Below are 25,368 nucleotides of genomic sequence, written 5' to 3'. Positions count from 1 at the left end.
ACGCGGCAGGTCGGGACCCCTCCTGGCCAGGGCTCGCTTCGGCCATGGGATTGTTGCAGTACATGCTTTGGCGGGCTTTTGAAACTATATATATCAAACCCTTAATGAGTTAGTATCTTCTCAATAATCATTTCAATTGGGCGGGTTCGGATGAGGAGCAAGCGACAAGCGGCGCATCAGCAGCTCGGCCTGGCGCTTGCGAAATTCGCCCCGGCGCGCGCGGCTGATCTTGCCCGCGAACTGGGGCTGTCGGTTCCCACCCTGCACCGCCTGCTGCAGGAGACGACTGAGCCCGTTCTGTCCGCCGGCCGGGCCCGGCGCACTCGCTACGCTCTGCGCCGAGCCCTGCGAGGCGATCTCTCGCCCCTCCCCATCCGTGCGATTGACGAGGCCGGCCAGCCGCACGAGCTCACGGAACTCTCGGTCATCCAGCCGCAGGGCTGTCATGCTGATTTCGATGGCTCGGATTGGCCTCTGGAGGATGATGACCAGACCCTCGATGGGTGGTGGGACGGGCTGCCATATCCGCTGTACGACATACGCCCCCAGGGCTATCTCGGACGCCAGCTGGCACATCGCTTCCAGGACACCCTTGCGGTGTCGCCCAATCCCGATACCTGGAGTGACGACGATATCCTGTGGGTTCTGAGTCGCGTGGGGTCCGATCTCCCGGGCAACCTGATTGTCGGCGATGCCGCGTTCCAGGCCTGGCAGAAGGCCCGCTTGGACCCGCCTGCAATCCTCAAGGCGGACGATATCGAACGCATGTACGTGAAGGCGGCGGAGGAGGCCGTCTCGCTGGGCCTTGCGGGCTCCAGCGCTGCGGGTGAATTCCCGAAGTTCACCGCCCTACGGGATCTGCAGGACAGCAACACGCCGCATGTCATCGTGAAATTCTCCGGTGCCGATGATTCCACGACCGTGCAGCGCTGGTCCGATCTGTTGGTGGCGGAGCATTTGGCACTCCAGGCGGCCTCCGCGCTCCCCGGCGTGCAAACCCCTCCCGGCCGCATCCTTCAGCATCAGGGCCGAACGTTTCTGGAAGTCGAGCGCTTCGATCGCCACGGCTTGTTCGGCCGCAGCCCGGTGGTGACGCTGGAGACCGTGAACGCGGTCTTGCTCGGCCATACGCCTTCGGCATGGGACAGCCTGGCCCAGGGGCTCGCCGACAAGCGTCTGCTGGCAGCGGAAGCTGTTACAGCCATCCGTCACATCACCTGGTTCGGCCGGCTGATCTCCAATAGCGACATGCACCCGGGCAACCTCGCCTTTCGCCCGGAGGAAGGCCGGCTCATCCTGTGCCCGGTCTACGATATGCTCCCGATGGCGTACGCGCCGCTCCCGGGGGGCGAACTCCCGCGAGTGACATTCGATCCCGCCATGCCATTACCCCGTGAACATGGCGTGTGGGTCGCCGCCTGCCACACCGCCATCGCTTACTGGCAAACCGTGGCGGATGACACCCGCGTCAGCTCCACGTTTCGCAGGATTGCCTCCGACAATGCCGCCGAGCTCCAGAGACGCCTGGCACTCGTCGCACCCTGATCGCCCGTGGCTTAGCGTCCGCAGTCCGCAGGTTTTGTGCCGTTCGGCGGCGCGCACGCGTTCGCGCGCCGGGCCTTCCGGCATTGCGCGCACGGTGCCACGCTTGCGCGCGATGTGGGTCTCGGGGCGATGCCCATCCAGCCGCTTCTCCGCACCGATGTAGCCGGCATCGCCATGCAGGCTGTCTTCCTCGCCGTGGAGCAGGTCCGGCACCTGCGACACGTCCGAGACGTTCGCCGCCGTCCCCTTCACGGTATGCACCAGCCCCGTGCCCACATCCGCTCCGACATTCAGGCTCCTGCCTGGTCCCCGCCGTGGCTTGCGGGGGCCTGCAGGGACTGTGCCGTCTCCTCCCCCTTCTTTTCCTGTCCTCTCTCCCGGAACTTGCGTCTGCCACTCGGCCGTCAGTTTTCCTGCTGGAGTTGGTCCGCGTTACCCCTCGCGGGTGGTGTCAGAAAACCCGGGCTGCCAACGCGAACGTGTACATTGATCAGAGGTTACCTGGACTGGAAGGCGGGAAGCCCGGACGGGAGGCGCTAACCCCCCCCCGGATTGCTCGGCGAACCGGGTTGGTGACGAGGGGCTGCTCCGGGTCAGGGTACGGACAGCCGGTGGCGTGCAGAATGAGCGGAAGCGATTGCGGCATGATCTTTGGCGCGTTTGCCACGCGGGGAGGGGTGCGTACGGGACGGTGAGACGGGGTCGGGAATGAGGTGGCGTGTCCGTCCGCGGCGCGGGTGGCTCCTGCCTCTTTTGCTCGGACTGGCCACGGCCGCCGGGGCGGAGACAGGAGAGGACGCACCCTGGCGGCTGGGCGTACATCCCTTCGTCGCGACCACCGAAGTGATGGAGCGGTTCCGGCCGCTGGTGGATCACCTGTCCGCCGAGACCGGGGAGGCCTTCGAGCTGCATGTGGCGAATTCCTATGGTGCCCATGTGCGGGCGGTCGGGGACGGGGATGTCGATCTGGCCTACATCGGGCCGGCGGGGTTCGTGCGCCTGTGGGAAACCCACGGGGAGCACCCGGTGCTGGCGCGCGAGGTGCTGGGCAGCGGGGCGAGTTTCCGTGGCGTGCTGGTGGTGCGTGAGGATCATGTAATCGAGACCCTGGCGCAGGTCGCGGGGCATTCGGTAGCCTTTGTCGACGTGGATTCGACCATGGGGTATCGCATGCCCATGGCCCTGCTGGAGCGGGCGGGCGTGGCCGCGGACGATCTCGGGCAGAAGCAGTTCTTCGGCAACCATTTCGATACGGCCTCGGCCGTGCTCCTCGGTGATGCGGACGTGGCGGCCATGCGCGAGGAAATGTTCGAACGTTTCGAAGGGCGCGGGCTGCGGGCGCTCGCGTACACGCCCGCGGTGCCACGGCATCCCTTTGTGGCCCGTCGGGGGCTTGATGCCGAACGCCGGGAGCAATGGAGTGCGATCCTGATCGGCCTGTCCGGACATGCGGACGGCCCTGCGGTGTTCGCGGCGCTGGGTGGCAATGTGGCGGAGTTCGTCCCCGGCACGGCGGAAGAATATCGCGGACTGCGGGAAATGCTGGAGGTGACACGGTGAACGCGCCGCAGGTTCCCGGCCGCGGATTCCGCAACCGGCTGCGAATCTGGCGCCTGCCTCTGGTGTTACTTCTGGTCCTGAGCCTCTTTACTTTGATGGGGCTTCTGCTGGTGCTCAATGAGCAGAGGGTGCTGCTGGAGCGGCAGGCTGGAAAAGCCGGGCAGTCGGAGCTGGAAGTGATCGGCGGGTTCGCGCGGGAGAGCCTGGCGCGCGGCGACTATTCCGTGCTGGAGCGTTTCCTCCGTAATTATGCCGAGGGGCGTCCTGACGTCCATCGACTGGTGGTCGAGAGCGGGAACGGCAACTACACCTGGCTGGACTACGGCGGGCCGTCGCCCGAGTCCGGGGTGCCCCGCTTCCATCTCGAGGAGCGGGTGGAGTACGGGCGTGATCGGTCCGTCCTGCTGCGGATGGAGGTGGTGACTCCCGACGTGCGTTCTGCGGTGGACAACCTGCGCGTCTCCCTGACGATGTGGGGAGGCTTCGGTGTCCTGTTGTTCGCACTGATCCTGTGGTATTCCATCGAGCGCATGGGGCTGGCGCCGTTGCGCCGGGAGCGTGATCGTCTGGAGGGGCGGGTGGCGGAGCGTACCCGCGCGCTGGAGGTGGCGCTGGACGAGATCTCGGCCAAGGCCCGCGAGCTGGAACGCCAGGCGACGCATGACCATCTCACGGGGCTGTACAACCGGCTGAAGTTCGAGGCATTCCTGGACGAGGAGATCGAGCGGGCCCAGCGCTACGGCAACAGTTGTGCGCTGGTCCTTTGCGATATCGATCATTTCAAGGCCGTGAACGACACCCATGGCCATGAGGCGGGTGATCGCGTGCTGATCGAGGTGACCCGGGAGCTGATGGCACAGCTGCGCCGGCCCGATCGGGCGGCCCGCTGGGGCGGCGAGGAATTCGTTCTGTTGCTGCCGCAGACCGATCTGCACGAGGCAGCGGCCCTGGCCGAACGACTGCGTGAGGCGTTCGCGCATCGTGAGACCGGACCGGGGGAGGGCATCGGGCCGGTCACTCTGAGCTTTGGTGTCACGGCCTGGAAGCCGGGGGATACGCGGCAGCGTCTGCTGCTGCGGGCCGACCAGGCCCTTTATCGGGCCAAGGAGGAGGGGCGCAACCGGGTGGTGACGGGACGTTTCTGAAGCTGGGGCGGCCGCGCACGGGCCGATATTGCCGCGATTCCGGGGGATGGCTACACTTGGCGCCGCTGATTCCACTACCCGCGCAGGCCTGAACCATGAAACGTTACGGTATTCGCATTCGCATGCCCGAGGACGCGACCTTCCGCATGCCGCATCTGCTGGGTCCCGACTGGGAGGCCTGTCGCTGGTACGAGACCGAAGAGGCCCGCGAAAAGGCCTTTGCCGAGACCACTGCGGATCTTTCGAACTACCGCAAGGGTGACCGCCCCGCCCAGATCGTCGAGCGGATCGATCGCGACGCCTGATTGTCGCGCGCGGGCGCTGCTCCCTCAGCCGGCGGTTGCGGCGAGCGCCTCCATGTCCATGGGCTCCATCAGATAGCACAGGCAGTCCTGGGTGATGACCCGGCTGTCGAGCGTCAGCATCGATGGCATCGCGTCGCGCCGCAGGCGAATTTCTTCCCCCCGGGTTTCGAGATACAGACCGGTCACCTCGGCACCGTCCTCCGAGGTAACCACCAGCGGGTCGTCCACTTCCGGCCGGCGCCGCACCAGACAGGAACCGGCCGGCAACATCTGGAAGTTGAGCCGGTCCAGATCGGGTTCCAGGCGGATGTCCCCATCCGTTCCGGTGCTTGCCCGCATCCCCGGACGCAGCCGCACGCGCGCCACCGTGTGGTAGATGTCGATCGCGTCGCGCTCCGGCGGGTGGCCGGGGAAGGTGCTCAGGTGCAGCACCGCATCCACCATCTCGAAGGCGTGCTGCACCCCGGCGGTATCGTCCGGATGCCCGCATTCCAGGGTGACCGACGGGGCCAGCTCCGCCAGGGCCATGGAGGCGACGCCGCGCGGGCGGGTGAAGTAGACCACCGTACGTCCGAACAGGGCGGCGAGCTGCATGAACGCCGGGTCGGGGCGATTGATGCAGGCATAGTGCGGATTGCGCCCGGTGTTGTTGTGCAGGTCGATGGCCGCGAACAGCCCCCGCTCGCGCAGCCGGGTCACCAGTCGGTCGAAGACCTCCGCCTCGGGTGACCCCGGTTGTTCGGTGCCCGGCCAGATCCGGTTGAAGTCCGGCTGTTGGTCGAGGTGACGCTGGTCCAGCGCGGCGGCCTGCGGGTTGCCGATCACCAGGGTCAGCGCGCGCGGCAGCTCGCGGTGGGTGTAGTGGCGCAGCAGCTGCTGGATGGCATGCAGACCCACCGGTTCATTGCCGTGCAGCAGGAGCACCACGGCTACGGCCGGTTCGCGCCGGCCGGCCAGGTGGATCAGAGCCGGCTCCGGCACGATCTGGCTCAGGGTGCGCGGTGTGGCGTCGAGGAAACCGTCGGGCAGCTCGAAATATTCGCGGATCGCGGGTCGGTCTTGCGGCATGGTTCGGTATCTCGGGTTACAGGCCCCAGGTGTGTACCGGGGCGCCGGTGTTCTGCCAGCCGCGATAGGCGCGGACGAGTCCGGCCCAGTCGCGTCCGTGTTGCGCGACCCAGCGACGCTGCCAGGCGCTTCCGGTCTGGCCACTGTCCACGCGCGCGGCGATGATGCCCAGCAGTGCGTCGCGCTCGCCGGGGTCGATCTCCAGGTTCTCCAGGCCTTCGGCGGCCCGTGGCAGCAGCTGGTGCCGGATCAGGCGCGGTGCCGGGAGCGGGTCCGCATGGCCCCAGCGCAGCCGGGCGTGCAGGCCTTCGCGGGCGGCATGATAGAAGTTGTCGCGGGCCTCGGCGAACGGGGTGCCGGCGGTGCCGTCCCCGGGGGCATCGCGCAGCCATTCGATCAGGCCCAGGGCGAAGGCCGCGTTGGCCAGCATGTCGATCAGCGAGGGGCCGGCGGGCAGGCAGCGAAACTCCACGCGCAGGTGATGCCGGCCCCCGGCATCGGTGCCGACGATCGGCCGGTTCCAGCGCCAGATGGTGCCGTTGTGCAGCGCGAGATGGGCGAGATCCTCCGGCGGGTGGTGCAGGTCGACTGGCAGCATGACCGGGAAATGATCCCGATTCTCGCGGAACAGCTCGCCGACCGAGTCATGAAGATAGCCGCTGCCGAAGGTCACCCGGCGGATCGGCCCGCGGGCCGAGTCGGCGAAGCCACCGCTTTCCACCGCCTGCTCGAACAGGGGGATGCGGCTTTCCTCCCACAGGTCGTGCCCGAACAGATAGGGCGTGTTGCCCGCGGCCGCGAGTACCGGCGCGCTGGCCACCATGGCGGCGTTCAGGCTGCGATGCGCTTCGCCGGGGGCGCTGCCGATGTGTATCTGGAAGGAGGTCGCGAGCGACTCCAGCATCACGTCGTCGTGGTCGTGCTGAAGGTGTTCGCGACCGCGGATGTCGACGTGCAGCGGGCGTCGGGCGCGGTTCTCCAGCACCGCTTCGTTCAGTGCGCGAAAGCGTGCCTGGGGCGACATGTGGTGCAGTCCCAGCGCTTCCGGGGGCAGGGTGGCCAGGCTGCCGGCCATCAGTACGCCCCCGTCGAAGCGCGCCGCCGCTCGCCCCGCGCGCTTCACCGTGTCGCGCAATTCCTGCAGGATCGCGGTGAAACTGCCGGGCCCGGCGGTGAACACGCTGGTGTTCAGTTCCACGTTGAAGCGTGCGAGCTCGCGTGACACCAGCGGGCTGTCCATCGCCTCCAGGAAGGCATCGTTCTCCGCCAGCGCCCGGCCCTCGGCGTCGCACAGCCAGGCCTCGATTTCGAAGCCCAGGGTGGTCGGGCCCCGTGGGGTATCGCGGTGGGTGTCCAGCCAGGCGAGCAGCAGATCGGTCTCGCGGTCGAGGGCCTGGCGGAATCGCTCGCGATCCTCCGGGGTGAAGCACTCGGACCCGATCTCCTCGCCCACTTGATCAGTCCTCTTCCGCGTCCGGGCTGTCGTCGTAGAGGGATTCCAGCAGGTCTCCCCAGAGCTGTTCGTGGTGTTCGATGAACGCCAGCAGCGCCTTGCGGAAGGCCAGGTAGTCGGCCTCGAAGCGCTCGAAATCCTCGCCGCCGTTGAGCAGTTTCGCCGCGCGGTCGGTCTGGTTGAGGCTGTCACGCAGGTTCAGGCTGGCGGCCATCGCCCCTTTCACCCGTTCGCGCTCGTGCGGAATCCAGGCGCGATCGGACAGCATGGACCGCAGGTTCTCGCCCAGCTCCAGCAGACGCTTGCGCAGGCGGGGCACCGCGCCGATGGTGCCGGTCTTGAGATCGGCCCATACCGCGTCGTTCATCAGTTGCGCCCAGCGCTCGCGCAGATCCGCGGTGGTGTCCGGGTCAAAGGCGAAAGAGGCCTCGAGTTGTTGCGGATCGAAGGGCATTGCGTATCCTTGACTGAAGAAGTGTGTCGCGTGCGCGCGGCAGCCCGGCCCGGAGACCGGGAATAGCGCCCCCGGGGACGACGTCCTACAGGGTACAAGAACAAGCAGGGCCGCACAGACGGCCTGCAGGATGTGAGGAGACAGAACAATGGCGACCTGGTTCGCTCAAAGGCGGCTGCGCCAGCAGGTCTGCGACCTGCGACCGCAGATGTACCGCATGGCCTATGCGTGGTGTCACGACGGTGCGCTGGCCGACGATCTGGTGCAGGAGGCCATGATGAAGGCCCTCACCCGGCTGAAGTCGTTGCAGGACGAAAACGCACTGAAGTCATGGGTATTCCGCATCATGACCAATTGCTACCGCGACTGGGGGCGGCGGCAGAAAGACACGGTGGACGTCGACAACATGGAGCTGGCCTGCGAGGACTGCCCGGAGCAGCAGACGGAGCGTGACCGCCGGGTGTCCGATGTGCACCGGGCGATGGCCCGTTTGAGTTCCGACCACCGGCAGGTGGTGTCCCTGGTGGACCTGGAAGGCTTCGCGTATGCGGAGGTGTCCGAGGTGCTGGATGTCCCGATCGGTACCGTAATGAGCCGCCTGAGCCGGGCCCGGGCGCAGTTGAAAAAGCAGTTGCTGGAACAACAGCAGGTCCCGGAGGCTGAAGCGGCGACGGGCATTGCCGCGGAACCCGCCGAAGAGGGGCCGCAACTCAGGGTAGTAAGGAGCCAGAATGGCTGAAGACCGACTCAAGGCGCAGGACCGTCCGAGCGAAGAGATTCTCAATGCCTTCGTGGATGGCGAGTTCTCCCCGGAGGACCGGCTGCAGACCCTGCAGGCGATTGCCTCCAGCGCGCACCTGAGCCGTGAGGTCTGTGACATGCACCAGCTCAAGGAGCTGGTGGCGATGGCGTACGAGGACGTGGAACCGCCGGCCCGGGATTACCGTAGCGGGGAGGATGACCACGGCGGTGCCGGCGGCCGCTCCGGTGGTGCGGGATTGCTCCGCTCGCCGAGGGGTGGTCCCCGGCGTACCGGCTGGTTCTCATCGGTGGCCGCCGGTGTCGTGGCCCTGGTGCTGGGCTCGGTGGCCGGTTACGAGGTGACCCGTGACGCCGGCTGGTTCGTGGACGGGGCCGGGACCGGCTCCGCAGCCCATGCGACGGCGTCCGAAGGCCAGGGGGTGCCCGAGCTCGACGACACCGTCAGCGCCCTGTTCACGGAGATGGCGGAAGCCGAATCCGCGGGCGGAGCCGCCGCACCGCAGCCGGTCCATGCAGCCAGCGAGACCGATCAGATCCTTCTGCATGTCAATGACGCCGACCGGGTCGCGATGGAAGAGCTGCTGGACGACATCGAGGCGATGTTCGACGAGGCCGCGCGCGATGGCCGGAACCTCAACGTTCAGGTGGTGGTGCACAACAAGGCCATGAACATGCTGCGTGCCGATCGGGCCCCGTTCCCGGATCGCGTGGCGACACTGAGCCGGGAACACTCCGGTCTGCGTTTCACCGCCTGCAGCGAAACCCTGGGGCGTCTGGCGCGCGAGGAGGGCAAGCCGCGGATCGATATCCTGCCGCAGGCCGAGCGCATCGACTCGGGCGTGGCCGAGGCAGCCCGCCGCCAGGCGGAAGGCTGGATCTATATCAAGGTCTGAGCCGGGGTGGCGGGAGCGTGGAGTGATTCCTTCACGAGCGCTTGCGCCGATCCGGCGTTCCGCATGGTGGGCAGGCCCGCTCCTGCTGCTTGCGGCCCTTCTGTCGGCCGGCCCGGCAGCCGGGGCGGGAAGTGACGGCGATACCCCGGTCGCACGTGTGGTCTACCACCTGGATTCTGCTGACCGGGCTCATTTCTCCAATGTCCTGCGCTACCTCAAGGAGCATCTGGCCGAGTCGGAGCGCGACGCGGCCGACGTGCGCATCGTTCTGCACGGCGAGGGGGTGCGGCTGCTGGAGGCGGAGTCCATGGACACCGCCACCGCCATCCGCATCGACACCCTGCGGTTGCAGGGCTTCAGGTTCCTGGTCAGTCGGCGTTCCATGGAGGTCCGCGGGCTGGAGCGTGGCGACCTGCACGACGTGATTCGCGAGGAGGTCGTGGGCAGCGGCATCACTGAGCTCTACCGCCTGCAGCGTCAGGGGTTCACCTACATCAAGCCCTGATCCGTGGTCGCGAGATCGCGGTCGAGCGCCGCGAGGCGCTGCGGCGTGCCGATGTCCCGCCAGTCTCCGGTGTAGTGTTCGCCGCTCACCCGGTGCTGCGCGATCGCCTCGCGCAGCACCGGGCCCAGCGGGCGGCAGCCCGGTTCCAGCGACGCGAACAGGGCCGGGTGATACCAGCCAATGCCGCTGAAGGTCAGGCGACCCGGGCCGGTGTCGGTGGTGACGCGGCCGTCGGCGCCCAGCGCGAAGTCCCCGTCGGGATGCTGCGGCGGGTTGTCCACCAGCACCAGATGGGCCAGTGGGGCATCGTGTTCTTCGATGGCCCCGGGCAGCCGCGAGGGGGGTACGAGCGGGTGGTCGCACCAGATGTCGCCGTTGATCACCAGGAAGGCTTCGGGGCCCAGCAGGGGCAGGGCCTGGCGGATGCCGCCGGCGGTTTCCAGGGCGCCGGCGGGTTCCGGCGAATAGCGGATCTTTAGCCCGAAGGCCGAACCGTCGCCCAGCCGCCGGGGGATCTGCTCACCCAGGTGGGCGGTGTTGATGATGACCTCGCCAAACCCCGCGCGGGCCAGGCGTTCCAGGGTCCAGACGATCAGCGGTTTGCCGCCGGCCTCCAGCAGGGGCTTGGGGCATTCGTCGGTCAGCGGTCGCATGCGTTCGCCGCGCCCGGCCGCGAGGATCATGGCCCGCATCATGCGCCTTCGTCCCCGACGTCACCGGGTGCGGCGGGATCCTCCGGCATGTGGTGGCGGAACCAGTCCGCCACCGGGGCCAGGTCCGGGTGGGCCAGTCCGCGCCGCACCAGCGTCTGCAGGCGCGGTTCGTGGCGGCGGTAGTCGGGCTTGCCGTCGCGCCGGCCCAGACGGGTGAAGATGCCGAGGATCTTGATCGCTCGCTGGACCCCGAGCACCCGGTAATGCACCCGAAAGGCCTCATCGGGCCACCCGGTGGCCTGCAGGTAGCGCGCGAGGGCCTCCCGCGCGACTGCGGGTGAAACGTCGCGCCGCGCATCCTCCAGCAGCGATACCACATCGTAGGCCGGACTCCCGAGCACCGCGTCCTGGAAATCCAGCAGCGCGCAGCCCGCGCCTTCCGGCGGGATCATCAGGTTGTCCACGTGGAAGTCGCGCAGAACCAGGGTGGGCTCCAGGCGCGGCAGGGCGTCCAGGGTCTGCGTCCAGGCCGTTTCCCAGGCGCCTCGGGCGGCCTCCGTCGGCGGATGGCCCTGTTGTTCCGGGACATACCAGTCGATGAACAGGCGCGCCTCGTCCAGCAGGCGCGGGGTGTCGTAGGCGGGCAGTGCGGGTGTGGCCTCCGCAGGCCGCTGTGGCCAGGCCCGGTGCAGGTCGGCCAGCCGGTCGATGGCCCGCTGATACAGGGCCTTCTCGTCCTCGCCCTCGGCCAGTGCCCGGGTGAACGTGCGGTCGCCGAGGTCCTCCAGCACCAGGAACCCCGCGTCCGGGTCCTCGTCATGGATGCGTGGCGGACGCTGGCCGAGGGCCTCCAGCAGACGGGCGATGCGCAGGAACGGGGCCACCGGTTCGCGTTCCGGCGGGGCATCCATGATGACCACCGGCTCACCGTCGCGTCGCGCGCGGAAATAACGGCGGAAGCTGGCATCCGCGCGCAGCAGTTGCAGCCCCTCGAAGCACCCGGGGCGCTGCGCCAGCCAGGCCTGCAGGGCGGCGGCGCGGGTATCCTCCGGCACCGAAGACGCGCTCATGCGGCCCTCAGGCGGGCGGCGCAGGCAGCCGCTCGACCCGCGTGTCCAGGCGGCCGTCGGGATAGAGTTCGAGCACGCGGTAACCCGGACGCCCGGTGTCCGGATCATCGTCGAGCTGATATTCCGTGGCCCCGGGGCGGAACTGCACGCAGGTGGCGGGGCAGCCGAGCAGGCGGACGTCGCCATGAAAGGTGTCGACCACCTGGTGCGCGTGGCCGAACACGCAGGCCCGCACCTGCGGATGGTGGTCGAGCACGGCGAACAGCGCGTCGGCATTGGTCAGGCCCATGCCGTCCATCCACGGGCTGCCCACCGGTACCACCGGATGATGTACGGCGATCAGGGCCGGGCGTTCCGGGTGCGCGGTGAGGGCACCCTCGAGGCGCTGCAGTTCGGCGTCGGACAGATGGCCGGCCGGCCCTCCGGGCTGCGAGGAGTCCAGGGCGATCAGCTGCCAGCTGCCCAGGCCTTCGCTGCGATGGACCGCGTGGCCGACCGACTCCAGGGTCACCGCCAGTTCGCGTGCGTCGTCGTGATTGCCGGCCAGCGCGCTGGTGGGCCAGGGTCCCGTTTCGTCCAGCAGTGCCTTCAGGCGCCCATAGGTCTCCGGCGACGGGTTCTCGGCGAGGTCGCCGGTCAGCAGCAGGCGGTCGGGCAGGCCTTCCCGCGCCCGCGCGGTTTCCAGGACGTGGCGCAATGCGAGGTCGCTGTCCGGGTAGCCCGCGCGCACCGGGCCCGGCTCGGTCCCCAGGTGACTGTCGGTTACCTGGATCAGGCGCAGCGGTTCGTGCATGTTCGATCCCCGTGGTCTGGCGGTCTGTACTGAGTCCGGCACATGTGTTCTAGTGCAGGTTTACCCGTTGTGGCGGGCCCGTGGCTCGGGCCACGATCCGGAGGTGCAACATGGTGGATCCCGACTATCGTCCCTCCGAGGACGAACCCTACATGAATCCGCGCCAGCTGGACTATTTCCGGCGCAAACTCGAGGCGTGGCGGGCCGAGCTGATCGCCGAGTCGGAAGAGACCCTCGAGCATCTGCGCACCGAGACCTGGCAGGAGCCGGACCCGTCCGACCGCGCCACCCACGAGGCCGATGCCGGCGTGGAGCTGCGCACCCGCGACCGCGAGCGCAAGCTGCTGACCAAGATCGACGAGGCGCTGGCGCGCATCGAGCGCGGCGAATACGGCTACTGCGAGGAGACCGGCGAGCCGATCGGCCTCGAACGCCTGGAGATCCGTCCCATCGCCACCCTCAGCGTGGCCGCGCAGGAGGCCCATGAGCGCGACGAGGCGCGCGGCCGCTGAGCCCGGCGTTGCCCCGGGTCAGCCCTCCAGCTCGCGCGTGAAGACCCGCGAGTTGCGCGCCTGATTGTAGCGCTGGCGGCGCTCCGGCGGGAGGTCGTCGACGCTGCCGGGGGCGTAACCGCGTTCCTGGAACCACTGCGCCGTGCGGGTGGTGAGCACGAATACCCGGCGAACCCCCTGTTCGCGCGCCAGATCTTCCATCGCGGTCAGCAGCCGGTCGCCCCGGCCGTGGCCGCGGTATTCGGCGTGCAGCGCCAGGCAGGCGATCTCCGCGGCGTGGTCGCCGAACGGGTACAGCGCCGCGGTGCCGATGATCAGGCCGTCGACCTCCAGCACGTGGAAGCGGTCGATCTCCAGTTCCAGGTGCTCGCGGGCGCGGTGCACCAGCACGCCCTCGGCCTCCAGTGGCTCCAGCAGCGCATGGATGCCGCCGACATCGTCCAGGGTCGCCGGGCGCAGGCGCTCCAGCGGCTCCCGCGAGACCAGGGTGCCGATGCCCTGGCGGGTGAACAGTTCGGTCAGCAGCCCGCCGTCGTCGCGCCGGTCGACCAGGTGGACCCGCAGATCGCGCGCGTGGCAGGCATCCACTGCGCTGCGCAGGTGGCTGGCCAGTTCCTGCGGCAGGTCGTCGCGTTCGGCGAGGATGCGCTCCGCGGCGGGCACGGTCAGCTGATCCAGCACGTCGTCCTGCGGCCCGCGGAGCACGCCGGCCTCGGTCAGGAAAATCAGCTTGTCCGCGTCCAGGGCGATGGCCACGCGGGTCGCGACCTCCTCGCCGGACAGGTTGAAGACCTCGCCGGTGGGTGAATACCCCAGCGGCGAGACCAGCGCGACCTGCTCCTGATCCAGCAGCGCGGTGAGCGCGGCGATGTCCACCCCGCGCACCTCGCCGGTGTAATGGAAATCGACCCCGTCGCGCACTCCCAATGGGCGGGCGGTGACGAAGTTGCCGCCGGCCACCCGCAGGCGTGCGTTGCCGGTGCCCGGCTGGCCCAGGCTGCGGGACAACAGGCCCTCGATCTGCAGCCGCAGGCGGCCGACCGCGTCCAGCACGGCATCCAGCGCCGGGGCATCGGTGATCCGCAGACCCTCGGCGTACTGCGGCTGCAGGCCGCGTTCGGCCAGGCGCGCCTCGATCTGCGGGCGTGCCCCGTACACCAGCACCACGCGCACGCCCAGTGCGTGCAGCTTGGCGATGTCCCGCATCAGGGCCGGGAACTCCGTTGCCTGCGCGGCCTCGCCGGCCAGTGCGATGACCATCGTGCGGCCCCGGTGCGCGGCGATGTATGGCACGGCGTCGCGGAACCACGCGAGTTCCCCCGGAGCCGGGGCACGACGTGCGGGATGCGGGCGGGTTGGGTGGTCTGGCGGGTTCACGCGGCTCCCTCGCAATACGATTGGACGATCCGGTTGGGCGACAAGTTGCGCGATATGGCGGACGAGCCATGGCCTCGTCCCCGGTGGCTTGAGTCGATTCCGGCGGCGATGCGCGGGGCCAGGTCGGCGCCCGGCGTGGCCTTCAGCGGCCCCGGGCAGCCTCCTCGCGCGCGGCGTCCAGGCCGGGGATGCGGTCACCCGCCTCGATCCCGTGCCGCGCGAACCATTCCGCGTTGACCTCCAGTGCGTATTCGATCGGTGCCGCCGACCAGTGCATGCGGGTGGTCTCCGGCGCCATGGTCTCGACGTTGGTGATCTCGCCGTCACCGTCGATGAACGCCACGTCCAGCGGGATGAGCGTATTGCGCATCCACATCGCCCGGCGGTCGGCGCGGTCCCAGACGAACAGCATGCCGCGATCCTCCGCGAGTTCGTCACGGAACATCAGACCCTGCCGGCGGCTGGCATCGTCGGCGGCGATCTCCACCGTCAGTGTCCGGCCGCCGATCTCCAGGGCGGTTTCCGGCAGGCCGGAGGGGGCGGTGTTCTGCGCGGCGGCGGGGCCGCCGAACACCAGCAGGGCCGCCAGCCCGAACGCGGCCATGCCATGCGCGAATCCGGCGTGCGCCGGCCGGCGACTCATCACGGGGTCACTTGTCCCCGCTCATGCGGCCAACGGCACAGCTGGCGAACGATTTCGCCCTGGCGCCGGCGGAGCGCAATCCGGACACCGAGCCGACCTCCGGGTAGCCCATGTGGGCCAGCTTCTCGCGGATCGCGTCGGTGGCGGACTCCGGCGCGGTGACCTCCACGGCCCCGTTCTCGACGTCCACCTCGGCGGATTCCACGCCTTCGACCTGCATCAGGCCCTTGCGGATGGAGCTCGCGCAGCCGCCGCACTTGATGTTCTCGACCTCGAATTTCATGAACGCTTCCTCCCCTACTGGGTATTGATGCTCGCATTATGTACGATTTCGCATTTCCACGAACGTTCGCGAGATCTGCCCATCATGCCTGCCTATCGTTCCCGCACAACCACCCACGGCCGCAACATGGCCGGGGCCCGCGCCCTGTGGCGCGCCACCGGCATGAAGGATGGCGACTTCGACAAGCCGATCGTCGCCGTCGCCAACTCTTTCACCCAGTTCGTGCCGGGACACGTGCATCTGAAGGACATGGGCCAGCTGGTTGCGCGCGAGATCGAACAGGCCGGTGGCGTGGCCAAGGAATTCAACACCATCGCGGTGGACGACGGCATCGCGATGGGCCACGGCGGCATGCTCTATTCCCTGCCCTCGCGCGAGATCATCGCCGACTCGGTGGAGTACATGGTCAACGCCCACTGCGCCGACGCGCTGGTGTGCATCTCCAACTGCGACAAGATCACCCCGGGGATGCTGCTGGCGGCGATGCGCCTGAACATCCCGGTGGTGTTCGTCTCCGGCGGGCCGATGGAGGCCGGCAAGGTGCAGGCGCCCGGGCAGGACAACGTGATCCACCTCGATCTGGTGGATGCGATGGTCAAGGCCGCCGACTCCAGCGCCAGCGACGAGGAGGTAGAGGCCGTCGAGCGTTCCGCCTGCCCGACCTGTGGCTCCTGCTCCGGCATGTTCACCGCCAACTCGATGAACTGCCTGACCGAGGCCCTGGGGCTGTCGCTGCCGGGCAACGGTTCGCTGCTGGCCACGCATGCCGCGCGCCAGGCCCTGTTCGAGGAGGCCGGGCGGCGCGTGGTCGACCTGGCCAGGCGCTACTACGAGCAGGACGACGCCTCGGCCCTGCCGCGTTCCATCGCGACTTTCGAGGCGTTCGAGAACGCGATGAGCCTGGACATCGCCATGGGCGGCTCCACCAACACCGTGCTGCACCTGCTGGCGGCCGCGCGCGAGGGCGAGGTCGACTTCACCATGGCTGACATCGACCGCCTGTCGCGCCACGTGCCCAACCTGTGCAAGGTGGCCCCGGCGACGCAGCAGTACCACATGGAGGACGTGCACCGCGCCGGCGGCGTGGTCGGCATCCTCGCCGAACTGGACCGTGGCGGGCTGATCCACCGCGACATCCCGACCGTGCATGCCCCGACCCTGGGCGCCGCCCTGGAGCAGTGGGACGTGATGCGTCATGCCGCCGAGTCCGAGCGCCTGTACAGCGCAGCGCCGGGCGGGGTGCCCACCCAGACCGCGTTCAGCCAGGATCGCGCCTGGGACAGCCTCGACCTCGACCGCGCCAACGGCTGCATCCGCGATATCGAGCATGCCTACTCGCAGGACGGCGGCCTGGCCGTGCTCTACGGCAACATGGCACCGGACGGCTGCATCGTGAAGACCGCCGGCGTCGACGAGAGCATCCTGACCTTCTCCGGCCCGGCGCGGGTGTTCGAGAGCCAGGACGCCGCGGTCGAGGCCATCCTCGCTGACCGTATCCGGGCGGGCGACGTGGTGATCATCCGCTATGAGGGTCCGAAGGGCGGTCCCGGCATGCAGGAGATGCTCTATCCCACCTCGTATCTGAAGTCGAAGGGGCTGGGCAAGGACTGCGCGCTGATCACCGACGGGCGGTTCTCCGGTGGCACCTCCGGGCTGTCCATCGGCCATGTCTCGCCGGAGGCGGCGCAGGGCGGGGCGATCGGCCTGATCGAGGAGGGCGACACCATCGTGATCGATATCCCCGCGCGCGAGATCCGCATCGACGTGGACGACGCCACCCTGGCGGCGCGGCGCGAGGCGATGGAGGCCCGCGGGGCGAAGGCCTGGAAGCCCGAGTCGCGCAATCGGCCGGTGACTCAGGCCCTGCGCGCCTATGCCCTGATGACCACTTCGGCCGCGTTCGGCGCGGTGCGCGACATCTCCCCGCTGGAGGACGGCTGACGCGGGCCGCCGCGCTGTACTGCCCGGTTGACGCCTCGGTTCATGCCCCGGGGTCGTCCTTGCGCGCGGAGACCCCGGCGGTCAGGGCATAGCGCATCGCGTCCTCCAGCGACAGCTCCAGCGGTTCCACCCGGTCGCGCGGCAGCATCAGCGTGTAGCCGCCGATCTGGTAGCTCATCGGCAGGTACACCGCGAGGGTCTCCGCCCCGCCCAGGGAGTCCGGCAGCCCTTCGAAGTCCTCGCGCGTGACGAAGCCGATGACCCGCGCTTCCAGTTCCGGCAGCGTGACCAGCACTGCCTGGCCGAACTGCTGGTGGATGTCGCCGGAGACCAGGCGGGTGACGTCGCGCACCGTGCCGTGGATGGTCTTGACCACCGGGATCCGCTGCATCAGGCCCTCCAGCCAGTTGAACAGCCAGCGCACCAGGTAGGCCTGCAGCAGCACGCCTGCCGCGAACACCAGCCCGACACCGGCGGCGATCCCCATGCCCGGTACGTACAGCAGATCCGGCAGGACGGCCTGCAGCATGCCGCCCAGGACCTGTTCCGCGGTGCTGCCCAGCCACCACAGCAGGGCCAGCGTGACCATCGCCGGCAGGATCGCGGCCAGGCCGGTGAGGAAGGTTCGGGAAATCTTGCGCACGCGGGTTCTCCGGAAGGGGCGACGCCTCGATCGTAACAACGCCGGGGCGGGGGCGGTTCAGAACTGCCAGGTGGCGTGCAGCGAGCCGAATTCCGCGGCGCCGGTGGCCTGGCCGCTGAATTCGCGCGAGCGCCAGACATGGGTATAGCCCAGGCGCACCCCGTGCCAGTGGAACACCACGCCCGCCGTGAATTCGCCCACCACCGGGTGCTTGTCCACGGAGGGTCCGTCGCGGAACAGCGGCCCGTCGAGGAACAGGTCGTAGGCCATCAGGCGGGTGTCCACGCCCGCAAACAGATATCCCCCGCGGGGCCGGATCCCCTGGAACGTATGTGACCCGGAGAGGGCCGGATTGATCCGTGGCGGGCCGTAGTCGCGCGGCAGATTGCGCCCGGCGCGCAGGATCGCACCGGCGTTGACGAAGGTGAACGGACTGCCGACAGTCGCTCCCCAGTGCGGGGTGAGGTCCCAGTCCCAGCCGCGTCCGTCCCGGTGCGACTGGCTGCGCAGCTGGCGTTCGTACCGCACCATCAGGGTGGCCTCGTTGCCGATCTGGTGCTCCCAGCCGCGCGGTTCCGGGGCCGAAGACCAGCTGTGCACCTCGCGCTGGGTGTGGTCGGCCAGCGACGCCGGACCCACGACCCCGGTGGTGACTTGCAGGCGATCGAGTCGGTCGCCGAATTCCTCGGCCAGACTGAAGTTGAGGTAGAGCCAGCCGGCATACGGGCGATCGTTCGGGTCCGGGATGCGGCGTTCGATATCCTCCGGGGTGTACATATTCTGGCCCAGATGGATGGCCGACTTCAGCCGGCCGCGCTCCTCGCGTGCGACGAACAGCGGTATCCGATCGGCGACGGTCTTCAGCCAGGATGGCACCTGGCCCTCGCTGCGCGTCCAGCCGATCCGTACCCCGTTGGTGTAGTAGCGGTCCTCGCCGCCGAACAGGTCGTTCTCGAATTCGAAATGCAGGGCGTCCACGCCACCACGGTCGGCCGCCGCCGGCGAGCCGGCGAGCACTGCGGCGATCGTGGCCGCTACGAACATTGCCGGCGGCCGTGCTCGCCCACGGACGGGCGTGGCAGTCCGGTATGATGGCGCCATGGATTTCTCCAGTCAGATCATCTTTCTCGTCGCCGTGGTCCTGCTCGGCAGCATCCTGTCCAGCGTGGTGACCTCGCGGCTGGGCGTGCCGCTGCTGCTGGTGTTCCTCGGCATCGGCATGCTGCTGGGCCCGGAGGGCCCCGGCGGCGTGTCGTTCGAGAATATCACCCTGGCCCATCTGATCGGCTCCGCGGCCCTGGCCATCATCCTGTTCGATGGCGGGATGCGCACGCCGGCGCGCAATTTCCGTATCGGACTGAAACCGGCGGTGGGGCTGGCCACCGTGGGCGTGCTGATCACCTCCGGCCTGACGGGGCTGTTCGCGGTGTGGTGGCTGGGGCTGTCGTGGCTGGAGGGGCTGCTGCTGGGGGCGATCGTCGGCTCCACCGACGCGGCGGCGGTGTTTTCCCTGCTGCGCTCGCGCGGGCTGGAGCTCAAGAGCCGCGTGGGGGCGACCCTGGAGATCGAGTCGGGCTCCAACGACCCGATGGCGATCTTCCTGACCATCGTGCTGATCGAGCTGATCCTGATGGACCAGCCCGACTTCGGGGTGGTGGTGCTGGTCGAGTTCGTGCAGCAGATGGGGCTGGGGGCCCTGCTGGGGGTCGGGGGCGGACTCGCGCTGCTGGCGCTGATCAACCGCGTGCCGATGTCGGCCGGGTTCTACCCGCTGTTCGCGCTGGCCGGGGCGCTGGCGATCTTCGGCCTGACCGGCATGGTGGGCGGATCGGGCTTCCTCGCGGTATATCTCGCCGGGCTGCTGCTGGGCAATCGGCCGCTGGAGGCCTCGCAGAACATCAAGCGTTTCCATGATGGCATCGCGGCCCTGGCGCAGATCGGCATGTTCCTGATGCTGGGGATGATCGTCACGCCCTCGGAGCTGCCCCCGGTGGCGCTGGATGCGGGCCTGGTGGCGCTGGTGCTGATCCTGCTGGCCCGCCCGCTGGCGGTCGCGCTGTGCCTGTACCCGTTCCGCTTCCCGTGGCGCGAGCAGCTGTTCATCGCCTGGGTCGGACTGCGCGGGGCGGTGCCCATCATCCTCGCGCTGTTCCCGCTGCTGGCGGGGCTGGAACTGGCGGAATACTTCTTCCACGTGGTGTTCTTCGTGGTGCTGATCTCGCTGATGGTGCAGGGCTGGACCGTGGCCTCCTCGGCGCGCTGGCTGGGTCTGGAGCTGCCGCCGACCACCGCCCGGGTCCAGCGCACCGAGCTGGATATCCCGGGGCAGCAGGAGATGGAGCTGGTGGGCTACCGGCTGGCGGAGACCACCCCGGTGGTGCGCGAGGCCTGGTCCGGTTTCCGTCTGCCCGGTTCGGCCCGCGTGGTCGCGCATCTGCGGGAAGGCCAGCTGCTGGAGACCCTGGAACTGCTGGACCTGCAGGCCGGCGACCATCTCTACATCATGGTCGCGCCGGCCGATCTGCCGGACCTGGACCGCCTGTTCGTGCCGCAGGAAGAGGTGCCGGAACGCCTGACCGAGCGCAGCGTGTTCGGGGAGTTTGCCCTCAACGGCGATGCCCTGCTGGGGGCCGTGGGCATGACCTACGGCGCGCCGGTACCGTCCGAACGTCAGGCCGAGACCCTGGAGGCCTTTCTGCGCGCCGAACTGCAGACCGAGCCGGTGGTGGGCGACTATGTGGACCTCGGGCCCACGCGCCTGGTGGTGCGGGAGATGGACGGCGCGCGCATCACCCGGGTCGGCCTCAAGTTGCTGAAGAAGGACTGATCACTTCTCCAGCATGGCCTTGAGCCCGGCGAGGTGGGCGCGCGCGGTGAGCTGCTGGGTCTCCGGGTCCGGCGGCTTCGCGTCGGGCCAGTCGAGGTGTTCTTCGGGCAGCTCGTCGAGAAAGCGCGAGGGTTCGCAGTCGAGGGTCTCGCCGTAGCGCTTGCGGCTGCGCGCGTAGGTGATCAGCAGGGTCTGCTGCGCGCGGGTCAGCCCGACGTAGGCCAGGCGGCGCTCCTCTTCGATGGCGTCGTCCTCCAGGCTCACGCGGTGCGGCAGCAGCTCCTCCTCGAAGCCGACCAGGCACACGTGCGGGAACTCCAGGCCCTTGGCGGTGTGCAGGGTCAGCAGCTGCACCGCCTCGGTGTCGTCCTGGGCATCGCGGTTGCGGTCGAGGATGTCCATCAGGCTGATGCGGTTCACGATGTCGGCCAGCTCCATGCCGCTCTCGTCGTCGGCGGTTTCGTCGCCGTACTCGGCCTCGGGTGTGCGCGAGCCGGCCAGGCGCGCGACCCAGTCGATGAATTCGCGCACCTGTTCCATGCGCCGGGTGGCGGCGCGCGGGTTGGCGCTGTTGTCCAGCAGCCAGGATTCGTAGTCGATGTCCTCGACCAGCGCGCGCAGCAGGGCATCCGGGGCCTCCTCGGCCGCACGTGCGCGGAAGCCGTCGACCCAGTCGACGAAGCGTTCCAGACGCGCCCGGGCACGCTCGTCCATGTATTCGGCCAGGCCCGCCCCGCGCGCGGCCTGCAGCAGCGAGACCCCGCGCTGGTTGGCGTACTGGCCGAGCTTTTCCAGGGTGGCCGGTCCGATCTCGCGGCGCGGTACGTTGACCACGCGCAGAAAGGCGGTGTTGTCGTCCGGGTTCGCGAGCAGGCGCAGGTAGGCCACCAGATCCTTGATCTCGGCCTTCTCGAAGAACGACTGACCGCCGCTCAGGCGGTAGGGGATGCCCTGCTCGCGCAGCAGCTTCTCGAATACCCGCGACTGGTGGTTGCTGCGGTAGAGGATCGCGAAATCGCCCCAGCCGGCGTTCAGGCGGAAGCGCCGGCGCATCAGCTCGGAGACCACCCGCGCGGCCTCGGCATCGGAGTCCGCGCAGTCGATCACCTCGACCTTCTCGCCTTCGCCGAGGGCGCTCCACAGGCGCTTTTCGAATACGTGCGGGTTGTTGGCGATCAGCGCGTTGGCGGTGGCCAGGATGCGGTTGGTGGAGCGGTAGTTCTGCTCCAGCTTGACCACTTCCAGGCGCGGAAAGTCCTGCTGCAGGCGTGCGAGGTTCTCCGGGCGCGCGCCGCGCCAGGCGTAGATCGACTGGTCGTCGTCGCCGACTACGGTCAGGCCGTCGCTGACCCCGACCAGCAGGCGCACCAGCTGGTACTGCGCGGAGTTGGTGTCCTGGTATTCGTCCACCAGCAGATGGCGGATGCGGTCCTGCCAGCGGTTGCGCAGATCGGGGTCCTCGCGCAGGCAGTCCACCGGGCGCTTGATCAGGTCGTCGAAATCCACCGCGTTGTAGGCGCGCAGGGCCTGTTCGTAGCGCGGGTAGAGATTGGCCGCGAGCAGGGCCCCGGGGGCTTCGTCGCCCGCCTGGCTGGCCTCGGCCAGCGCCTCGTCGGGGGTCAGCAGGTCGTTCTTCCAGCGGCTGATGTGGCCGATCAGGTCATCCACCTCGGCTGCGGTGTCGTCGCGGTGAGTGATCTCGCGCAGCAGCTGGCGGCAGTCGCCGGGGTCGAGGATGGAGAAGCCCGGGCGCAGGCCGGTGGCCGCCAGTTCGCGGCGCAGGAACTGCAGGCCGAAGGTGTGGAAGGTGGACACGCCCAGCCCGCGGCTCTGTTCCCGCGACAGGCGTCCCTGCACCCGCTCGCGCATCTCGCGCGCGGCCTTGTTGGTGAAGGTGATCGCGACGATCTGGCGCGCGTCCAGGCCGCGCTTTTCCACCAGGTGCGCGATCTTCTCGGTGATCACGCGGGTCTTGCCCGAGCCCGCGCCGGCAAGGACCAGCAGCGGACGGTCGGTGGTGGTGACGGCGGCGTGTTGCTGGGGATTGAGCTGTTCGGACACCGGCGGGTCGCTTCCTCGGGACGCGGGCGCGTAAACTACCCCACGCGTCATTGATCATAAAGCCCCGCGGCGAGTTTCCCCGCGGGCGTGTCGTGGAGGCAGCGTGTCGCAATCGTCCAGTGCCGACAAGCCGGGTGCTTCCGGGGACCTGCCGGCCCTGGACGCAGGAGGTTTCCATCACCGTCTGCAGGAGGTGCCGGGTGCGGCCGTGGTCCTCTTCACCCGGCGAGGATGCAGCGCCTGTCACGCGATGGGCGACGCCCTGCGGCGCTGGCAGGTGGAGGGTGATGCTCCGGCGCTGTTCTGCGTGGACGCGGAGGTCGACACCGCACTGGTGCGCGAATTCGAGGTCTTCCACCTGCCGGCGCTGTTCGTGTTCGTGGACGGGGAATACCACGGGCCGCTGCAGACCCCGCCGCGCGTGCCGCTGCTGCGCCAAGCCCTGCAGGCGCGCCTGCGTCTGCCGCCGGAGGAAGCACCATGAGCGCGGCGGACGTGCCCGTGGCGAAGGACTGGTGGCCGCTGGCGCGGCCCAGCGAAAGTCCGAATCAGGATGCGCGCCCGGCCGGGGTGCAGCCTGAGCTGATCGTGGTGCACGCGATCAGTCTGCCGCCGGGGGAATTCGGCGGCCCGCACGTGGAGGCACTGTTCCATAACCGCCTCGACCCGGCGGCGCATCCGTATTTCGCCGAAATCCATGGCCTGCGCGTGTCGGCGCATGTATTCATCGACCGCGAGGGTCGTGCCGTCCAGTTTGTCCCGTTTGCCCGGCGCGCCTGGCACGCCGGGGTCTCGGCGTGGCGCGGGCGCGAGCGCTGCAACGACTTTTCGATCGGGATCGAGCTGGAAGGCGATGACGATACCCCGTTCACCGCGGTGCAGTACCGTGAGCTGGCGACCCTGGTCCGCTGGCTGCGCGGCCGCTATCCGGCGATCGCCCCGGATGCCCTGGCCGGGCACTGCGACATCGCCCCGGAACGCAAGACGGATCCGGGTCCGTATTTCGACTGGACGCACCTGTACGCCCTGCTGGAGCAAGCAACATGATCGTGGACCTGATGCGACACGGAGAGCCGGCCGGCGGCCAGCGGTTTCGCGGCCACGGCTGCGACGATCCCCTGAGCGAGACCGGCTGGTGGCAGATGCAGCGCGCCGCGGCCACCGAGACCGGGTGGCAGCGGATTTTGACCTCGCCGCTGGTCCGCTGCCGGGCCTTCGCCGAGCATCTGGCGCACGAACGCGATCTGCCGTTGGCCGCGGTGCATGATCTGCGCGAGATCGGCTTCGGTGCCTGGGAGGGGCGCACCCGCGCCCAGCTGCAGGCGGAGCGCCCGGAGGAATACCGCGCCTTTTACGCCGACCCCGAGCACAACCGGCCGGAGGGGGCGGAGATGCTGGATGCGTTTCGTCAGCGGGTTGCGGCGGCCTTTGCCGAGAGCGTGGAAGGGCCCGGCCGGTCCGACGAACACGTGCTGCTGGTGGTCCACGCCGGCGTGATCCGCGCGCTGGTCGGCGGCGTGATGGCCGTGCCGGACGGCCACCTGTTCCAGCTCGACTGCGACTACGCCAGCCTCACGCGTATCCACCGTCAGCCGGGGCGGGGCTGGCGGCTGGCGTTCACCAACCGGGTCGTGGCGGACTGAGTCAGCCGGCGTTGCGCTTGCGCCTGGGGACCGCCTTCACCGACAGGTAGTAGTCGTTCTCGAGGATGTCGATCAGACGGTCGATGTTGGGGTGCCTGCCCGGGTTGGCGCGGGCGTCGTCGGCATGGCTGCCGTACATCAGCAGACCGGAATTGGCCGCCTTGGGGCCGATCCCGCCGAAATCCAGCGCCAGCTGGTAGTACACCTGCAGGGAGAGCTTCTGGCCCTCCTGGTTCTCGATGGTGGCGGTGGGGTTGTAGTCCTCGCCAAACAGTTCGAGGCGTTCGATATTGCTCACGTCGGGCAGTTTCTTGGACATGCCGGGCTCCTCGGATGAATCGGCGGCATTATCGGGGCTGCCCCGTCCGGCCACAACCGCCCGCAATCATGGCGGGTTCGTCGCGTCGTGCCGCTCCTGCTACGATAGCGGCTTTTCCCCGAGGACCGAGAACATGCAGGCAAGCCCGTTCCTGGAAGCCGCGCAGGCTGCGGCCGACGCCGCCGAGAAGGTGATCCGTCACTACTACGAACACGGCGTGGACGTTGAAACCAAGGCCGATGACACGCCGGTCACTCGTGCCGACGTGGAGAGCGAAGAGGCGATCCGCTCCGTCATCCGCGAACGTTTCCCGGATCACGGCTTCTACGGCGAGGAGACCGGGCAGTCGGACATGGATTCCGATTATGTGTGGCTGATCGACCCGATCGACGGCACCAAGAGCTTCGTCCGGCGGTACCCGTTCTTCTCCACCCAGATCGCGCTGATGTACAAGGGCGAGCTGGTCCTGGGGCTGTCGAACGGGCCGCAGTTCGGCGAGCGCGCCTGGGCCGAGAAGGGGCAGGGGGCGTTCCTCAACGGCGAGCGCATCGGTGTGGAGAAGGGCATCACCGCGGTGGACCGCGCGACCCTTTCCACCGGCAACCTGCGCTCGCTGGCGGCACGCGGCGACTGCTGGAACGCGCTGGGCGGGATCGTCGCCGAGGTCAACCGCGTCCGCGGCTACGGCGACTTCTATCACTATCATCTCCTGGCCAGCGGCAGCATCGACTGCATCGTGGAGTCGGACGTGAACATCCTCGACATCGCGGCACTGGCGGTGATCGTGCGTGAAGCGGGCGGGACATTCACCGATCTCGCCGGCGGCGAGCTGGACCTGGACACCGGCACGGTGCTGGCGGCGGGCACCCCCGAGCTGCACGCCACCCTGCGCGAACGCCTCGGCTGGAGCTGA

General features: G+C 68.8%; 27 protein-coding genes and 1 pseudogene. 14 read left to right on the top strand and 14 right to left on the bottom strand.

The features are described from left to right. The first annotated feature begins 150 nt into the window (after nt 1–150). Entirely contained in the window at nt 151–1,545 is a 1,395-nt protein-coding gene (gene yjjJ / locus D893_RS05635) for a type II toxin-antitoxin system HipA family toxin YjjJ (protein ID WP_110619332.1), read from the top strand. A gap of 135 nt (nt 1,546–1,680) precedes the next feature. Here the strand turns inward: yjjJ and D893_RS14000 are convergent. Beyond that, nucleotides 1,681–1,953, bottom strand: a pseudogene (locus D893_RS14000) (transposase); the annotation flags it as partial. Nucleotides 1,954–2,253: 300 nt separating this feature from the next. On the opposite strand from D893_RS14000, the gene phnD reads away from it, so the two are divergent. The 3 genes from phnD to D893_RS05615 all read left to right on the top strand — a co-directional run bounded on the left by phnD (nt 2,254) and on the right by D893_RS05615 (nt 4,555). After that, the gene (gene phnD / locus D893_RS05625) at nt 2,254–3,105 is read left to right on the top strand and encodes a phosphate/phosphite/phosphonate ABC transporter substrate-binding protein (RefSeq protein WP_110619331.1); all 852 of its coding nucleotides are present in this window, start codon (nt 2,254–2,256) and stop codon (nt 3,103–3,105) included. Then, on the top strand, nt 3,102–4,250 hold the full coding sequence (locus D893_RS05620; protein WP_168409929.1) for a GGDEF domain-containing protein: 1,149 nt from the start codon (nt 3,102–3,104) through the stop codon (nt 4,248–4,250). Before phnD ends, D893_RS05620 begins: the two co-directional genes overlap by 4 nt. Before the next feature lie 95 nt (nt 4,251–4,345). After that, on the top strand, nt 4,346–4,555 hold the full coding sequence (locus tag D893_RS05615; protein ID WP_026289022.1) for a hypothetical protein: 210 nt from the start codon (nt 4,346–4,348) through the stop codon (nt 4,553–4,555). 24 nt (nt 4,556–4,579) lie between these two features. Here the strand turns inward: D893_RS05615 and D893_RS05610 are convergent, their stop codons facing one another. From D893_RS05610 to D893_RS05600, 3 genes are read right to left on the bottom strand one after another with little or no spacing between them, the layout of a single operon-like run. Further along, nucleotides 4,580–5,623 carry a M14 family metallopeptidase gene (locus D893_RS05610; protein WP_110619329.1) on the bottom strand — a complete coding sequence of 348 codons (1,044 nt, stop codon included), beginning with the start codon at nt 5,621–5,623 and terminating at the stop codon, nt 4,580–4,582. Between the two features lie 16 nt (nt 5,624–5,639). Then, the gene (locus tag D893_RS05605; protein WP_077244841.1) at nt 5,640–7,076 is read right to left on the bottom strand and encodes a glutamate--cysteine ligase; all 1,437 of its coding nucleotides are present in this window, start codon (nt 7,074–7,076) and stop codon (nt 5,640–5,642) included. 4 nt (nt 7,077–7,080) lie between these two features. Continuing rightward, nucleotides 7,081–7,530, bottom strand: coding sequence for a hypothetical protein (locus D893_RS05600; protein WP_110619328.1), 450 nt, complete (start codon nt 7,528–7,530; stop codon nt 7,081–7,083). Between the two features lie 148 nt (nt 7,531–7,678). Here D893_RS05600 and D893_RS05595 point away from each other — a divergent pair, with 148 nt between their 5' ends. Genes D893_RS05595 through D893_RS05585 form a run of 3 tightly spaced genes read left to right on the top strand, consistent with a single transcriptional unit; the run spans nt 7,679 to nt 9,690 of the window. Beyond that, nucleotides 7,679–8,269, top strand: coding sequence for an RNA polymerase sigma factor (locus tag D893_RS05595; RefSeq protein WP_110619327.1), 591 nt, complete (start codon nt 7,679–7,681; stop codon nt 8,267–8,269). After that, a complete protein-coding gene (locus D893_RS05590) occupies nt 8,262–9,185 on the top strand; it encodes a hypothetical protein (RefSeq protein ID WP_110619326.1) in 924 nt (307 codons plus the stop codon). Before D893_RS05595 ends, D893_RS05590 begins: the two co-directional genes overlap by 8 nt. Before the next feature lie 22 nt (nt 9,186–9,207). Further along, nucleotides 9,208–9,690, top strand: a complete 483-nt coding sequence (locus D893_RS05585) for a DsrE family protein (protein WP_244263450.1) — start codon at nt 9,208–9,210, stop codon at nt 9,688–9,690. Here D893_RS05585 and murU read toward each other — a convergent pair. The 3 genes from murU to D893_RS05570 are packed head-to-tail and all read right to left on the bottom strand — an operon-like array spanning nt 9,675 to nt 12,206. Next, a complete protein-coding gene (murU, locus tag D893_RS05580) occupies nt 9,675–10,382 on the bottom strand; it encodes an N-acetylmuramate alpha-1-phosphate uridylyltransferase MurU (RefSeq protein ID WP_077244848.1) in 708 nt (235 codons plus the stop codon). The two genes, D893_RS05585 and murU, sit on opposite strands and share 16 nt — an antisense overlap. After that, nucleotides 10,382–11,413, bottom strand: coding sequence for a phosphotransferase (locus tag D893_RS05575; RefSeq protein WP_110619325.1), 1,032 nt, complete (start codon nt 11,411–11,413; stop codon nt 10,382–10,384). Before D893_RS05575 ends, murU begins: the two co-directional genes overlap by 1 nt. 7 nt (nt 11,414–11,420) lie before the next feature. Beyond that, a complete protein-coding gene (locus D893_RS05570) occupies nt 11,421–12,206 on the bottom strand; it encodes a metallophosphoesterase (protein WP_110619324.1) in 786 nt (261 codons plus the stop codon). Nucleotides 12,207–12,316: 110 nt separating this feature from the next. On the opposite strand from D893_RS05570, the gene dksA reads away from it, so the two are divergent. Beyond that, nucleotides 12,317–12,718, top strand: a complete 402-nt coding sequence (gene dksA, locus D893_RS05565; RefSeq protein WP_077244835.1) for an RNA polymerase-binding protein DksA — start codon at nt 12,317–12,319, stop codon at nt 12,716–12,718. Between the two features lie 18 nt (nt 12,719–12,736). On the opposite strand, the gene argA is transcribed toward dksA, so the two are convergent. The 3 genes from argA to D893_RS05550 form a co-directional block, all read right to left on the bottom strand. Further along, the gene (gene argA / locus D893_RS05560; RefSeq protein WP_077244834.1) at nt 12,737–14,095 is read right to left on the bottom strand and encodes an amino-acid N-acetyltransferase; all 1,359 of its coding nucleotides are present in this window, start codon (nt 14,093–14,095) and stop codon (nt 12,737–12,739) included. A gap of 142 nt (nt 14,096–14,237) precedes the next feature. Then, complete coding sequence (locus tag D893_RS05555) at nt 14,238–14,699, bottom strand: DUF192 domain-containing protein (RefSeq protein WP_099050000.1); 462 nt, start codon at nt 14,697–14,699, stop codon at nt 14,238–14,240. 46 nt (nt 14,700–14,745) lie between these two features. After that, complete coding sequence (locus tag D893_RS05550; RefSeq protein ID WP_018947508.1) at nt 14,746–15,021, bottom strand: heavy metal-associated domain-containing protein; 276 nt, start codon at nt 15,019–15,021, stop codon at nt 14,746–14,748. 84 nt (nt 15,022–15,105) lie between these two features. Between D893_RS05550 and ilvD the strand changes: the two genes are divergently transcribed. After that, nucleotides 15,106–16,962 carry a dihydroxy-acid dehydratase gene (ilvD, locus tag D893_RS05545; protein ID WP_110619323.1) on the top strand — a complete coding sequence of 619 codons (1,857 nt, stop codon included), beginning with the start codon at nt 15,106–15,108 and terminating at the stop codon, nt 16,960–16,962. A 40-nt stretch (nt 16,963–17,002) separates the two neighbouring features. On the opposite strand, the gene D893_RS05540 is transcribed toward ilvD, so the two are convergent. Next, nucleotides 17,003–17,605 carry a DUF502 domain-containing protein gene (locus D893_RS05540; protein ID WP_110619322.1) on the bottom strand — a complete coding sequence of 201 codons (603 nt, stop codon included), beginning with the start codon at nt 17,603–17,605 and terminating at the stop codon, nt 17,003–17,005. 57 nt (nt 17,606–17,662) lie between these two features. Then, the gene (locus D893_RS05535) at nt 17,663–18,649 is read right to left on the bottom strand and encodes a lipid A deacylase LpxR family protein (RefSeq protein ID WP_210434077.1); all 987 of its coding nucleotides are present in this window, start codon (nt 18,647–18,649) and stop codon (nt 17,663–17,665) included. 55 nt (nt 18,650–18,704) lie between these two features. Between D893_RS05535 and D893_RS05530 the strand changes: the two genes are divergently transcribed. Continuing rightward, entirely contained in the window at nt 18,705–20,432 is a 1,728-nt protein-coding gene (locus tag D893_RS05530; RefSeq protein ID WP_018947504.1) for a potassium/proton antiporter, read from the top strand. Here the strand turns inward: D893_RS05530 and D893_RS05525 are convergent, their stop codons facing one another. Then, the gene (locus tag D893_RS05525) at nt 20,433–22,544 is read right to left on the bottom strand and encodes a UvrD-helicase domain-containing protein (protein WP_110619320.1); all 2,112 of its coding nucleotides are present in this window, start codon (nt 22,542–22,544) and stop codon (nt 20,433–20,435) included. Between the two features lie 97 nt (nt 22,545–22,641). Here D893_RS05525 and D893_RS05520 point away from each other — a divergent pair, with 97 nt between their 5' ends. From D893_RS05520 to D893_RS05510, 3 genes are read left to right on the top strand one after another with little or no spacing between them, the layout of a single operon-like run. Beyond that, nucleotides 22,642–22,977: a thioredoxin family protein gene (locus tag D893_RS05520; protein ID WP_210434081.1), complete on the top strand. Its 336-nt coding sequence runs from the start codon at nt 22,642–22,644 to the stop codon at nt 22,975–22,977. Next, complete coding sequence (gene ampD / locus D893_RS05515) at nt 22,974–23,540, top strand: 1,6-anhydro-N-acetylmuramyl-L-alanine amidase AmpD (RefSeq protein WP_077244917.1); 567 nt, start codon at nt 22,974–22,976, stop codon at nt 23,538–23,540. The genes D893_RS05520 and ampD overlap by 4 nt, the downstream gene beginning before the upstream one ends. Beyond that, entirely contained in the window at nt 23,537–24,136 is a 600-nt protein-coding gene (locus tag D893_RS05510; protein WP_110619318.1) for a histidine phosphatase family protein, read from the top strand. Before ampD ends, D893_RS05510 begins: the two co-directional genes overlap by 4 nt. Nucleotide 24,137: 1 nt before the next feature. On the opposite strand, the gene D893_RS05505 is transcribed toward D893_RS05510, so the two are convergent. After that, entirely contained in the window at nt 24,138–24,455 is a 318-nt protein-coding gene (locus D893_RS05505; RefSeq protein ID WP_018947499.1) for a DUF2322 family protein, read from the bottom strand. Between the two features lie 133 nt (nt 24,456–24,588). Here D893_RS05505 and D893_RS05500 point away from each other — a divergent pair, with 133 nt between their 5' ends. Further along, the gene (locus D893_RS05500) at nt 24,589–25,368 is read left to right on the top strand and encodes an inositol monophosphatase family protein (RefSeq protein ID WP_110619317.1); all 780 of its coding nucleotides are present in this window, start codon (nt 24,589–24,591) and stop codon (nt 25,366–25,368) included.

Origin of the sequence: Thioalkalivibrio sp. ALE21, assembly GCF_003208255.1 — a bacterium.
In the GTDB taxonomy this organism is placed as follows: domain Bacteria; phylum Pseudomonadota; class Gammaproteobacteria; order Ectothiorhodospirales; family Ectothiorhodospiraceae; genus Thioalkalivibrio; species Thioalkalivibrio halophilus.
Note: the sequence above shows the minus strand (reverse complement) of the source record. Positions and strands in the feature narration are given on the sequence as shown.